The following is a 12,677-nucleotide window of genomic DNA, read 5'->3' as shown; positions in this document are numbered from 1 at the left end:
CATTTCCACCCCGTCCCCAAATGGCAGGTGACAGGGCTACTCGTCTTGCGGGTCCTCGTCGGAGCTTGGCGCGGGCTCCGTCGTGGGCTCGGACTCCGTCGTGGGCTCGGACTCCGGCGCAGATCCCGGGGCAGACTCAGGCTCGGGCTCAGGCGCGACATCCGGAGCGCTGTAACCCGAAGGAGCGGACTTCTTCTCGAAGGGCAATACAAACGTCAGGACGTCGTCCTTATCCTCGTCGGCCCACTCGCTTGCATAACGTGCGACCCAATAGCCAACGGCACGGTGCTTGAGCATCTTGCCAAAGACCGTTAGAAATACGGTGACGAAAGCGATCAGCACCAGGAACAGCACGAGTGAGATGCCACCGCCGGTAACAATTGCCTCAATACCCGTAGGACGATAGTAGTAGCTATACATACCGACAGAGGCAATAGCGCCAAAGACCGCCGTCAAGATCCATGTGACAACGTTGGCAACCAGGCCCGTCAAAAACTCGGGAAGGAATGAAGCGCAAAACAGCTTGGTCTTATTGTTCTTAAAGGCCGCCCAGACCTTGTCGAGCGAAAACGCGCTCTCGACGCGACCGGTCACCGCAAAGTGCATCACGGCAATATCGGCGAACATCTTAAAAAAGACTCCCAAGACCGCCGTGGCAATCATAGCCAGGACAAGCAGGCCAAGCGAGCCAAACAGCGCAGTCTCGAGCGCATAAGAGCCGTAATGCGAATACGAGCCCGCCGCGCCAATTACCACGCTCTCCACCAGCGAAAGCACTACGCCAATAACGGGAATGGCAGCGATAATCTCGAGCACGACCGAAATAACACTCGAAAAGACCCCGAGGCCAAACGATGTGGAACGCATCAACGGACGATCCATGCCGTCATCGATCTTAAGCGACAGGTCGCGACCCCACTCGATGCCAAAGCCCGAACCGCACACACTCGCCACGCAGGCGGCCAAAAAGCCGATGGCAGCTGCAATACCGCCGATAACGGGAATGAACAGCACGAGCACCGACACGACACAGATAAGCGCCGGCAAAAAAGCAATCTGGCACACGCGCTGCAGCACGCCCGGAGTCTTGGTCATGTCTTGGAACGCCTGAGCCACACAGCCCTTGGGCACGTTCATGGAAGGCTGGGGGACAAATTGCTGAGGCTGACCCTGAGGAGCGGAGGCTGCAGCACCGGCATTAGGGGCACCGCACACGCCGCAGAACTTGTCGTTATCGCCCATAGGGGCACCACACTGCGAACAGAACATCGAAATCATCCCTTCGTATCTAGAGCGAATTACCTGGATCGCAAACGACGTCTTTGGCAACATTATCGCCCAATGTGGGGACAAATACCCCAAGATGACCGATTTGAAACGTAGGCGGCTTTATTCAATGGTTCGAAGGGTATATCCGCGCTAGTTCGTGCCGCGGAAGCCCTTGCCCACGATCTCGGAGCTGTCAACGATCGTGATAAACGCATCTGGATCGATATCGCGGGTATAACGGCGCAGTTGCACTGCTTCGCGACGGCTCAGCACGCTCATGATCACTGTGACGCAATTGCCCGAGAAGGCACCGTAGCCGCGGCTGATCGTTGCCGTGCGGTTGAGATGCTTGACGATAAACTCCTCGACTTTGCGCGGTTCGGCGCAAATAATCGTACAGACCTTGCGCAAGTGAATGCTCTCGATGGCCTTGTCGACCACAAGCGTCTTGGCAAACAGGCCGAGCACGCAGTACAGGCCAACGCGCGGACCGTACAAAAAGGCCGCGATGGTCACGATGCCGATATCGACCAGTAGCAAGGCGCGACCAATCTCGAGCGTCGTACGACGCTTGAGGATCATGGCAAGGATATCGGTGCCGCCCGTCGAGGCGCCAATGTCAAAAACAATGGCACTGCCCAGCGCCGGCAAAATCACGGCAAAGCACAGGTCGAGCCACATATCTCCCGTCATCGAAACATCCGTCGGAATGAAGAGCTCAAACAGCGAGACGTAGGCCGAAAGCGCAAACGAGGCAAATACGCTCCAAAGGATTGCCTTGCGCTCCAAAAAGATAAAGCCCAAGACGACGAGAACCGCATTGATGATCCACATAAAGACGCCGACGGGCAGAGTCGGGAACAGCGTGGAAAGAATGACCGACACGCCCGAGGTTCCGCCGAAGGCAAAATGATTAGGGGTTTTAAACGCAACGATGGCAAAGGCCGTAAGGATCAGGCCCAGATTGAGCTCGGCGAAAAAGCGCGGGAAGCCCGGCTCCTGGCTGCGCTTTTGGCCGGCACGCTCGCCGCGCTCGATATCGGCGCGATCGACCACGCGCTCCATCGGCACCACGGGAGGACGATGCACCTCCTCGGCGGCACGCGATGCCGCCTCTGCCGCGGCGGCCTCAATCGCCCATGCCTTGCTTTCTGTTTCGTGCTCGTCAGCCATTACGGCAACCCCTCGTTAACAATTTGGAAACAATGCGCCCATTAGGGTAACGCGGAGCGCGAAGATTGCAACCCCTAGTTAGACGAGCGGTATGACTACATCGAGGGCATATAGAAAACGGTCGACCGCACTTTTGCTTGCGCGGTCGACCGTTTAGCGTTTTCGCAGGTAAAACCTATCGAAACAAACCTGTCCCTATTTGGTAGGTTACTCGTGCTGGCTGGTGCGGTGCTCGTACTCCTCGGGGGTGATGACATCCTCGATGCGCAGGTTGACGCCTGCCACCTCAAGGCCGGTCATCGCGGCCAGACGCTCGGTCACGCGCGCCTTAACGTCGTCGAAAATCGCGGGTGCGTAGGCACCGTACTCGATAATGACGGAAATGTTGACGACCACGCGGTTGTCATCGGTGACCTCGACCGTCACGCCCTTGGTCAGGTTCTCGGCACCAAACTGCTCCTGAACAAAGTGCATAAGGTTGCCCTTCATGCCCAGGACGTGCGGCACCTCGCGGGTGGCCATGGCGACGATCTTCTCGATCACACCGTTGGAATAGGTCAGCGAATCCTCGGACTCGTCCGCTTCCTCGTCATCCTCGTCCGCATCGTCGGCGGGCTCGGCCTCGACGAGCGCCCCGTCCTCGAGCGTTACGTCCTCAGCCTCGGCGGCGACGGTCTCGTCTGCCTCGAGCTCGGTATCGGCCACATCGACCTTCGTGTTAAAAGCCATGGTTCCTCCTTATGCCCACCGCACACGCGGCGGTCGAATACATACTAGCGGCCGCTAAACAGACGGCCGAAGAAGTTGACGATCCCGTTCTCGCCGTCACGGATCTGGCCAATCACGGCGCCGATCAGCACAAAGAATGCGATGACGAGTGTGTCCCACAGGCCGAGCGTGAGCACCAGCACGGCGAGCACAAAACCAGCGACGGCTCCGAGCGTGGTGTTGGGATGACGGACGGCATAGCTCCAGATGGCCGCCCCCGTACCCTTGATGAGACCCATGGCCTCGTCAAAGTCGCTGGCGGCGCTGTCGTGGTGCTCGCCGGCCTCGGGCTTGGTGTCGGCGGACTCGCCTGCCGGCGTAGCGTTCTGGTCGATCGTCAGGCGCGGGGTGCGGACGGTCTTGTCTTGATTGGTATCACTCACCGGAAACCTCCACGGTCTGGACGGTAGTCTTGGACGGCAAAAAACGGACGCGCGCGGTCGTGCCCGGCGTGCCGAGCATGGTGTCGCAGGCCTCCTCGATACGTTGCTGCATCGCGGTTGCAAGGGAGGCCACGTCCCGGTCATCGAGCGCGATGGCGTCGACCTTAAAACGGACGAGCGATTCGTCGGAACCCTGCACGCGCGCCTCGACATGCTCGACCATCACACGGTCGTCGCGCTCTGCCGCAGCGCGAGCGCACGAGGAAAGCGCTGCGAGGGTGACCTCGATGTTGCGCTCCCCCGCCGGATGTACGCAGGACGGCTCGCGACGCGCGAACATCAGGCGGAAAAACCCGATGAGCACGCCAAGTGCCACGATGGCGGCGCACACCGTAACGACGACGCGAGGCATGGTGTCACGCAACAGCAGCATAAAGCGATACGTATACGGTCCCCAGAACTGGCAGACAAGCGTGCCCAGCGCCACGATGGCGGCGGCAAGGTACACGATTGCTAGGGCTCGTTTGAGTACGCGCACGCGCGCTCCCTTCAGGTTTCGGTCCACAGAATGCAAAACGATTCGCATCATTATAAAAGAGCCGGGTCCGGTGCCATACGCACGCGGATCCGGCTCATCTATTCCACGAGGCTTGTATGCTCGCTTCATTATGCCCAGATATGCACAGCTTAACCCGTGCAGGCGCTACTCCTCCTCGAGGGCAGCGATGACCTCGTCGGTCATGTCCATGGTGCTGTAAACATCCTGAACGTCGTCGAGCTCCTCGAGACGGTCGATGAGGCGCTGGACCTTCTTGGCGTCGGCACCGGAGACCTCGGTCGGGGTGTTCGGAACCATAGTGGTCTCGGAGCCCTTGACCTGGATGCCCTGCTCCTCGAGCGCCTTGGAAACAGCCATGACGTCGTTGGCGGCGGTCCAAACGATCCACTCCTCGCCGGCGTCCTCGTAGTCGTCGCCACCGGCCTCGGCGATAGCCATCATGAACTCTTCCTCGTCACCGGCAGCACCGTTGGCGATCATGGTCTCCTTCTTGGCGTTCTCGTCCAGGATCTCCTTGGCGACGACGATCTGGCCCTTGCGCTCAAACTGGAAGGCGACGGAGCCGGAGGTGCCCAGGTTGCCGCCAGCGTGGGAGAAGGCGGAACGGACATCGGCGGCGGTACGGTTGCGGTTATCGGTCAGGCAGTCGACGTAGACGGCAACGCCGGCGGGACCATAGCCCTCGTACACGATGTTCTCGTAGACGGCGGCATCGGCACCCGAACCGAAGGCCTTGTCGATAGCGGACTTGATCTTGTCCTTGGGCATGGACTGAGCCTTAGCCTTGGCAACGGCAGCGGCGAGGCTGGCGTTGTTCTCGGGCAGCGGGTCGCCGCCGAGACGGGCGGCAACGGTGATGTTGCGGCTCAGCTTGGAGAAGAGGGCGGAACGCTTGGCGTCCTGCGCGCCCTTACGATGCTTGGTTGTGGCCCACTTAGAGTGTCCGGACATACGTGTCTCCTATCGGTTTCGACCTAAAGCCCAGCGCAGATGCTCGGGCAATATAAACAAACGTCGTTATGATATACCTAGTGGCCTGCGAGATAAACCCCAAAATGAAGGCGTCGTGATGATGCAGCCCCCCTTGGTGCAAAGTAACCTGTCCCCTTTGCACCAAGTTAGGACCAGAGGAGGTCGCTGCGGGTGATGGTGGCGCCGATGGCAAAGGGCATGCAGGCGATGACTGGATACAGGTAGCGCATGTAGGTCGAGCCGTTGCAGGGACCGATCAGGCACACGGCGAGCACGCCCAGCAGCGGCACCCAAATGGCCAGCCCGCGCCACGAATGACGACGTAGCAGATAGACCACCACAGCGATCATGATCCACACATAGGTGGCCGAGCTCATGGTGAGCGAGATAAACGGGATGCGTTGTACTGCCACGCGATACAGGTTGATCAGGTGGTCGCACCAGCGCACAACCTTGCTATCGACCGGATGGAAGTCGAAGTACTTGAGGTTATCGGGCTTCGCCATGATCTCGGCACTGCGCGCCGTGCTGTAGACCCACGCATCGCGGGCACTCGGATAAAAGTAGCCGTAGTAGTTATTGATGAGCGCCGAGATATAGCACTCGGGATCCTTTTTGAACATCTGGGCCCACACCTCAAAATAGGCCTTGATGTCCTCCTGTGAGGCGTACTCGTTAAAACAGTTTTTTACGGCATCCGACTTGTCGGGGTTGTAGCGGCGGCCCAGATTCTCGTACTTGAGCACCCGATCGATCGCAGCGCGTTCCTTATCGGTCACCAGACCGTCGCAGGGAGCTTCCTCAATCGTGCCGTCGTCTTTGACCTTGGGGTTAACGCCCGAATTAAGGCCGTCGTGCTTTTGGACGAAGCGCGCCGTCTGTTGAAACGGAATCGAGAGGATCTCGCGCTTGGAGCCCGGCGTGATATCGTGCGCGGGCATAAAGACCTTGGTAAAGTACATGTTGGAGGCAAGGCAGAGCACGAGCACCGCGAGAACGCCGGCCCAGCGGAAGCGCGGCGTGGCGCATGAGGGTGCGACGCCAGACTGTTTGACCACGCGACGGGCCACATGCGCGTCCCAGGCGCAAAACGCCGCCGCGATCACGCAGGCCGCCAACGGAAAGACCAGGCCGCCATTGCGCAAAAACGTGGAACCCATGGCGCCCAGCACGAGCAACAGCCAGTCGTGGCGCGCAAAGAGCACAGGCGTGCGCTCGCCCGCACGCTCGGCATTGACATCACGACGGGGCAGGCCACATGCCACGAGCTTGACGGTCTGAACGAGCAGTACCAGAAACGCATCGGCAAACAGTACGTCTTTGGTCAGCAGCGCCGCGTAGTTGGAGAACATCGGCATAAACGCAAAGAACAGCAAGATGACGCCGCGGACCGGCAGGCTCACGCCCAGCTTGCGCAGCGACGATATGGAATAGGCCACGCAGGCGGCCGTGATGACAAATTGGGCGCAGGTGTAGATGGCTAGACCCGCATTGGCGCTATTGAATAGCGAAAACCCCAGTTGCACACACGAGCCGATGATGGCCGTGTGCACCACCGGATGATGGCCGTTGAGCAGCACGTTGGGGTTAAGCAGGCGCAGGTAGTCGCTCGTGCCATTGGGGTAGTTGAACCATTGGCGAATCTGCGCGCCCGTATCTCCCATAAAGAGGCCGGGCAGCGAGGCGATAAGCGTGGGCGCCCAGACAATCATGAGTACAAGAAACGGCCCAACAAAAGGATGGACCGAGAGCACGGCGTGGGCAACACGCCACACGCGGCCAAAATGCGCCTCCGAAAACGGAATGCGGCGAGAACTCAACCAATCCAAAAACTCAAAAGCCAGATAGAAGGACACAATCGCCAGAAGCATCCAGCCCGCGCCGCCAATCCAGGCGCAGATAACGCGCGCCTTGTCGCCCAGCACAATCTCGGCCGAATCGGTGAGGTCGTAACTGCGGCCGAACACCATGCAGACGGCAAAGAACAGCGACGGCAGCACGACCGAGGGGCGCCAAGCGTCACCGCGGCCAAAGAACACATAGCGAAACGGCAGCGTGAGCAGGCAGGCCAGCGCGAGCAGCATCACAGCGTCGGTATGGCCGGCAAATGAGAGGAGTACCTCGTAGCACACGTAAAGCATGCCCGAGGCCTTTGGATCGATCGCCAGGACCGCGTTGCTCGACACCGGGGCGGGATCGATGGAAAACGCCGTGGTCGCCAGCAGGGCGAGCAAAAATGCGACGAGCGTCTGCTTGGCGGGATAGCGCTTAAACCAAACGATGCGGGCGGCGTCGCGCGCAGCCGTTGTGGAGAGATCGGAATCCTTCACAGTCCGAAAAGCCTTTCTAGAAACCTGCCAAAAAGGGACAGGTTTATTTTGGCAGGTTTTATCTGGGGAAACGTTACGGTTCTGTCATCGTTGCCTGGCAAAACCGCCACAAAGGTGCCTGTCCCCTTTGTGGTGGTATATGGTGGTTAGGCGTCGAGATAGATGCGCTGGGGACGGTTGCGACGGAGGGCAAAAATGATGAGCGCCAGGCCCGCAATCACGAGCGGCAAACTCAGCAGCTGACCCATGGTGATGACGCCGCCCAGCAGATAGCCCAGCTGGGCATCGGGCACGCGCACGAACTCAACGAGAAAGCGGACGATGCCGTACCCCATCACGAACACGCCCATAAACGCACCCTGGGGCAGCAGCGGTTTTTTGCGGCTGAGCACCTGCAGAATGCAAAAGAGCACAATGCCCTCGAGAAATGCCTCGTAGAGCTGGGATGGATGGCGCGGCATATCGCCCGCTGTCCCGCCAAAGATCACGCCCCAGGGCAGATCGGTCGGCTTGCCCCACAGCTCGCCGTTGACAAAGTTGGCGCAGCGCCCCAGGCACAGGGCCAGCGGAGCACCGATAACGGCAAGGTCGGCGATGGTCCAGGCGTCGAGCTTGTACATGCGGCACACGAGCACGCCGCCGATGATGCCGCCCACCAGGCCGCCATGGAAACTCATGCCGCCTTCGTTGGTGGCAAAGATCTCGAGCGGATGCGCCCAGTAGTAGCCGTCACCGTAAAAGATGACGTAGAACAGACGGGCGCCAATGATGAGGCCAAAGACCACACCAACCACGACACTCATCAGGTCGTCGACCGTAATGTCAAAACCCCAACGACGCTGCGTGCGGTACATGACGACCGCCGTGAGCAGAGCTCCGACCACATAGGCCAAGCCGTACCAGTAGATGGTGATGGGCCCCGCCGAAATGGCGACAGGATCAAGCATATGGTAGAGGTCGTTGAGCATATCGGTCCCCCTGCTCCCTACATACAAATGCGGCCGCGGGCCTTTCGCTCGCAGCCGCACATTTGGGCATGACGTCTATGCGGAGCACATCGCCCGCAGCTTTCGCTTCTCAGAACGGCGCATACTCGTCGTACAGATCCTCGGCCTCGCCGGAGGCATTGACCTGCTCGACACGCGTAACGCCGGGCACGTGCTCCTTGAGGATACGCTCGACGCCCATGGAAAGCGTCAGAGCGCTCATGGGGCAACCGGCGCAGGCGCCCTGGAGCTCCAGCTTGACGACGCCCTCGTCATCAACGCCCATATACTCCATGTCGCCGCCGTCGGCCTGCAGGTTGGGGCGAATCTCTTCAAGAACCTTCTTAAGCAGCTCTTCGTTAACAGCCACAGGGGCTCCTTTCTCACAATAACGCGGGCGCGCCCGCGGACAGAGCTATGTTACTACAGCCATGTACCCGCTCGCGAGCCGTCCATGCGCGCGGACACGACTTTCACGAGCAGTTAATTTGACAGTCAATTTGGAACGGGGCTTAATTAGCCGCTTTTGTCAACGCCCGGCGCTCGTACACGCTGCCGCTACTGCTGCGTTTGTTCCCCGGTACCAATGTGGACATCGACGATAACCTGGCGGAAGCTAATGCCACAGGAGTCGAGAATGCGGCGACTGATGCGGCCGTCGTCGGTGTCGGCGTACTTATTGTCCAGATAGACAACCTCGCCCACACCTACCTGCGCCAGGATTTTGGCACAGTCGTGGCACGGGAACAGCGTGACGTAGACCGTGGAACCCTCAAGGTCCTTGAGCGAGCCGCGGTAGTTGAGCACGGCGTTGGCCTCGGCATGAACTACGTAGTTATGTTTGTCCTGCAGCGGGTCATCGCTCGTGCCCCACGGGAAAAAGTCGTCGTTGAGCGCCGAGGGCGTACCGTTGTAGCCCACCGAAAGAATGCGGTGGTTGGTGCTGGCGATGCACGCGCCCACCTGCGTATTGGGATCCTTGCTGCGGCGCTGCGCGGCGATGGCCACGCTCATAAAGAACTCGTCCCAGCTAATAACGTCGCGGCGCTTGCCCGACGCGGTTTGATGAAGATCGTCCGACATGGCAGACACCTCCGAAATCGAAATAGTTTGGCCCATTGTAGCAGGTGAAAGGCGGGGCTGTTTCCTCCCGGCGCCGACGTCCTTGGCTTTATGCGCGGCGAGGCTTTTGGTTGATGCGGTACAGCTCGGCGAGACCCCGCAGCGTCAGCGCGTCGTCTACCGTCAGGCTGTGGCCGACCAACGCCGCGAGCGCCTCGGCATCGTCGCCGGTGATGACAATGGGCACGCTGCCCTCGCCTGCCGCCTTGGTCGAGCGCATCTCGGCAAGCACCATGTCGAGCATGCCGTCGATACGGGCCACCTCGCCCAAGACCACGCCCGAGCGCATGGCCTCGCGCGTGTTGCGACCGATCACATGCGTGGGTGCCGAGGGCTCGACTTGCGGCAGGCGCGCCGCAGCGGCCGAGAGCGAGCGAGCGCCGAGCGCCAGCCCCGGCGCGATAACACCGCCGACAAAGGTTCCGCGCGCATCGATGACCTCGATATTGGTCGTAGTGCCCAGGTCGATCACGATGCACGGAGAGCCGTAGACGGCACGGGCCGCCACGGCGTCGGCGATGCGATCGGGACCGATCTCGGCCGGGTCGTCGTAGTGCACGGGCATGCCGGTCTTAAGTCCTGGCCCCACGGTGAGCACGCGCCCCGTGCAGGTACGGGAAAGTGCCGCCTTCCACGGGCGCTCGAGCGCCGGCACCACGCAGCTCAGCACTGCTGCCGCGGGAACGAGCACACCAGGCATGCCCGCATCGGCTGCCAGTGCGCCCATGACCCGCGCGAGCCTCATGCGCGCCTCATCGGCCGTAATGCTCGGCGGCGTCGTGATCTCGCACGTCGCAAGCGGGCATTCCTGCGCCGCGGCCGAATCCTCGGCAAACAGACCAAAGCGAATGAACGTGTTGCCCACGTCGACCGTCAATATATATGCGCACCCATTAAGCATCGTCGGCGCTCCTTTCGTCTGCCCAGCAGTATATCGCCTACCCGAACCAGCCATCCCAGGTAGTCATTTTGGGACGGGGCTATTTTAGCTACCCCAATATGTCGGTTGATATTTGCCCCAATCCCAGATAATTCGTCGACTGTCAAAGGGTAGCTAAAATAGCCCCGTCCCAAAATGACTACCTTGCCGCTATACTGATGCGCGGTCGTGCGCGAGCTCACGCGGCGGCCCTTGGTAACCCGACTTCCCGCGCCGTATCCGTAGCGGCGCTTGCGGGGGAAGCGGATATACGCAAAGGAGTTCTATATGGGCAATCCCTCGAACCGCACTTCTATGCGCGGTCAACTCACGCTGCGCGGCGTCGTCATCGGCGTCCTTGGCTGCGTGATTATCACGGCAAGCTCGGCCTACACGGCCCTCAAGATGGGCGCCCTCCCCTGGCCGATCATTTTCGCTGCCGTCATCTCGCTGTTCTTCCTTAAGCTCATGGGCAATGCCAGCCTCAACGAGGCCAACGTTACCCACACCATCATGTCCGCGGGTGCCATGGTCGCCGGCGGCCTGGCGTTTACCATCCCGGGCGCCTGGATGCTGGGCTATGCCGACCAGATCAGCTGGCTCGACATGTTTATCGTGGCGCTCGCCGGCACCATCTTGGGCCTTCTAGCAACGGCGCTCATCCACCGTCACTTTATCGTGGACGCCGCGCTGGAGTTTCCCACCGGCAACGCCGCAGCCCAGACCCTGCGTGCTACCGAGGCTGGCGGCAAGACCGGCAAGCAGCTCTTTGGCTCCATGGCCATCGCAGGCATCTATAGCGTGCTGCGCGACGCCCTGGGCGTGGTGCCCAGCATGCTGTGCACGCTCAATATCCCCGGCGTGACCTTTGCCATCTACAACTCGCCCATGTTGCTGTCCATCGGCTTTTTGGTGGGCTTTGCCCCCGTCGCCTTCTGGTTTGCCGGCGCGCTGCTGGGCAACTTTGGCATTATCGTCGGCGGCACCGCTGCCGGCCTGTTCGATATTGTGACCGCGCAGGGTATCGTCAAGTCCTTAGGTATGGGCCTTATGATGGGCTTTGGCGTCGCCGTCGTCCTTAAAGACATCCTGCCGCAGGTCGCCGGTATCATCCGCGGTCTTGCCGCCGACAGCTCCACCGACACCGACGAGCAGTCGCTCATCTCGGGCTCGCTTAAGCTCGACGCCGGCATCATCGGCCTGGGCACCGCCGCCATCGCCGCGATCATCGTCGTCGCGCTCGACCTTGGCCCCGTCCCAGCCGTCATCGTCACGCTGTTCACCTTTGTCACCACCATCATGAGCGCGCAGAGCTGCGGCCAGACGGGTATCGACCCCATGGAGATCTTTGGCCTCATCGTCATGCTCATCGTAGCGGCCTTCGCGCGGCTTGCGCAGGTCAAGCTGTTCTTTATCGCTGGCATCGTGGCCGTGGCGTGCGGCCTTGCGGGCGACGTCATGAACGACTTTAAGGCCGGCGCCGTGCTGGGCACCAACCCGCGCGCACAGTGGATCGGCCAGGCCATCGGCGGCATCGTGGGCGCACTGGTCGCTGCCGCCGTCATGGTCGCGCTCGTCACCGCCTATGGTCCGGACGCCTTTGGTCCCGACAAGAGCTTTGTGGCCGCGCAGGCAAGCGTAGTCGCCACCACGGTCTCGGGCATCCCGAGCGTGCCGTGGTTCGCAGGCGGTTTTATCGCCGGCATCGTCATGTATTGGCTCGGCATTCCGGCCATGATGATCGGTCTGGGCGTGTACCTGCCGTTCTATATGTCGCTCACGGCCTTCTTGGGCTCCTGCGTCAAGCTCGCCTACGACAAGTGGGCCGCACGCCGCGATGCCGTTGCCGAGCTTTCGGACGAGGAGAAGGCTTCCAAGGATGCTGCCTTCCAGGAGCAGGGCCTGGTCGTCGCCAGCGGCCTGTTGGGAGGCGAGTCCATCGTCGGCGTTATCCTGGCGTTTGTCTCCGTCGGCCTGAGTCTGCTGGGATAAGCTGAGCAGCCGCTCGACAGCAACCATATTGCCTACGGCTTGCCCGGTCGGTAGTTTTCGCGGCTGCCGACCGGGCTTTTTGATATCGAAACAAAGAAAGGCCGGCGCGCTGGGGTTGTCCCCGCGCCGGCCGTTTAGGGTTAGCAATAGAAGCGGGCCGGGGATGAACCGAAGTTGGGTGGAGAAACTACGCACGCAACGCGA

Annotated in this window: 12 protein-coding genes; 1 reads left to right on the top strand and 11 read right to left on the bottom strand. The window is 60.7% G+C overall.

The window, feature by feature from the left end; all coding sequences use genetic code 11:
• Positions 1-36: 36 nt before the first annotated feature.
• The 11 genes from ACTNDJ_RS06970 to ACTNDJ_RS06920 form a co-directional block, all read right to left on the bottom strand.
• The gene (locus ACTNDJ_RS06970) at positions 37-1,269 is read right to left on the bottom strand and encodes a zinc-ribbon domain-containing protein (protein ID WP_441083488.1); all 1,233 of its coding nucleotides are present in this window, start codon (positions 1,267-1,269) and stop codon (positions 37-39) included.
• A 150-nt stretch (positions 1,270-1,419) separates the two neighbouring features.
• Positions 1,420-2,442, bottom strand: coding sequence for a YitT family protein (locus tag ACTNDJ_RS06965; RefSeq protein WP_427718279.1), 1,023 nt, complete (start codon positions 2,440-2,442; stop codon positions 1,420-1,422).
• A 207-nt stretch (positions 2,443-2,649) separates the two neighbouring features.
• Positions 2,650-3,171 (bottom strand): Asp23/Gls24 family envelope stress response protein, encoded by a 522-nt coding sequence (locus ACTNDJ_RS06960; RefSeq protein WP_154514821.1) that lies wholly within the window; start codon positions 3,169-3,171, stop codon positions 2,650-2,652.
• Between the two features lie 44 nt (positions 3,172-3,215).
• The gene (locus ACTNDJ_RS06955; RefSeq protein WP_441063648.1) at positions 3,216-3,593 is read right to left on the bottom strand and encodes a DUF2273 domain-containing protein; all 378 of its coding nucleotides are present in this window, start codon (positions 3,591-3,593) and stop codon (positions 3,216-3,218) included.
• Positions 3,586-4,131 (bottom strand): hypothetical protein, encoded by a 546-nt coding sequence (locus tag ACTNDJ_RS06950; RefSeq protein ID WP_195838499.1) that lies wholly within the window; start codon positions 4,129-4,131, stop codon positions 3,586-3,588. Before ACTNDJ_RS06950 ends, ACTNDJ_RS06955 begins: the two co-directional genes overlap by 8 nt.
• 165 nt (positions 4,132-4,296) lie before the next feature.
• Positions 4,297-5,103 carry a YebC/PmpR family DNA-binding transcriptional regulator gene (locus ACTNDJ_RS06945; protein ID WP_441063650.1) on the bottom strand — a complete coding sequence of 269 codons (807 nt, stop codon included), beginning with the start codon at positions 5,101-5,103 and terminating at the stop codon, positions 4,297-4,299.
• Positions 5,104-5,270: 167 nt separating this feature from the next.
• The gene (locus ACTNDJ_RS06940; protein ID WP_441083487.1) at positions 5,271-7,454 is read right to left on the bottom strand and encodes a DUF6020 family protein; all 2,184 of its coding nucleotides are present in this window, start codon (positions 7,452-7,454) and stop codon (positions 5,271-5,273) included.
• Positions 7,455-7,600: 146 nt separating this feature from the next.
• A complete protein-coding gene (lgt, locus tag ACTNDJ_RS06935; RefSeq protein WP_441083486.1) occupies positions 7,601-8,422 on the bottom strand; it encodes a prolipoprotein diacylglyceryl transferase in 822 nt (273 codons plus the stop codon).
• A 109-nt stretch (positions 8,423-8,531) separates the two neighbouring features.
• A complete protein-coding gene (locus tag ACTNDJ_RS06930; protein ID WP_370450539.1) occupies positions 8,532-8,810 on the bottom strand; it encodes a NifU family protein in 279 nt (92 codons plus the stop codon).
• A gap of 188 nt (positions 8,811-8,998) precedes the next feature.
• Positions 8,999-9,523 (bottom strand): deoxycytidylate deaminase, encoded by a 525-nt coding sequence (locus ACTNDJ_RS06925; protein WP_154514829.1) that lies wholly within the window; start codon positions 9,521-9,523, stop codon positions 8,999-9,001.
• 88 nt (positions 9,524-9,611) lie between these two features.
• Complete coding sequence (locus ACTNDJ_RS06920) at positions 9,612-10,463, bottom strand: type III pantothenate kinase (protein ID WP_154514831.1); 852 nt, start codon at positions 10,461-10,463, stop codon at positions 9,612-9,614.
• A 306-nt stretch (positions 10,464-10,769) separates the two neighbouring features.
• Here ACTNDJ_RS06920 and ACTNDJ_RS06915 point away from each other — a divergent pair, with 306 nt between their 5' ends.
• The gene (locus ACTNDJ_RS06915; protein ID WP_441083485.1) at positions 10,770-12,473 is read left to right on the top strand and encodes an OPT/YSL family transporter; all 1,704 of its coding nucleotides are present in this window, start codon (positions 10,770-10,772) and stop codon (positions 12,471-12,473) included.
• Positions 12,474-12,677: the final 204 nt, after the last annotated feature.

The sequence above is a fragment of the Collinsella sp. HCP3S3_D1 genome (assembly GCF_052064015.1).
GTDB lineage: Bacteria > Actinomycetota > Coriobacteriia > Coriobacteriales > Coriobacteriaceae > Collinsella.
This window is presented reverse-complemented; position numbering and strand designations above follow the sequence as displayed.

Coding starts and splice junctions, on each gene's coding strand:
- lgt (WP_441083486.1), bottom strand. CDS start 8,422: ATGCTCAACGACCTCTACCATATGCTTGATCCTGTCGCCATTTCGGCG.
- ACTNDJ_RS06915 (WP_441083485.1), top strand. CDS start 10,770: ATGGGCAATCCCTCGAACCGCACTTCTATGCGCGGTCAACTCACGCTG.
- ACTNDJ_RS06970 (WP_441083488.1), bottom strand. CDS start 1,269: ATGTTCTGTTCGCAGTGTGGTGCCCCTATGGGCGATAACGACAAGTTC.
- ACTNDJ_RS06920 (WP_154514831.1), bottom strand. CDS start 10,463: ATGCTTAATGGGTGCGCATATATATTGACGGTCGACGTGGGCAACACG.
- ACTNDJ_RS06965 (WP_427718279.1), bottom strand. CDS start 2,442: ATGGCTGACGAGCACGAAACAGAAAGCAAGGCATGGGCGATTGAGGCC.
- ACTNDJ_RS06945 (WP_441063650.1), bottom strand. CDS start 5,103: ATGTCCGGACACTCTAAGTGGGCCACAACCAAGCATCGTAAGGGCGCG.
- ACTNDJ_RS06960 (WP_154514821.1), bottom strand. CDS start 3,171: ATGGCTTTTAACACGAAGGTCGATGTGGCCGATACCGAGCTCGAGGCA.
- ACTNDJ_RS06925 (WP_154514829.1), bottom strand. CDS start 9,523: ATGTCGGACGATCTTCATCAAACCGCGTCGGGCAAGCGCCGCGACGTT.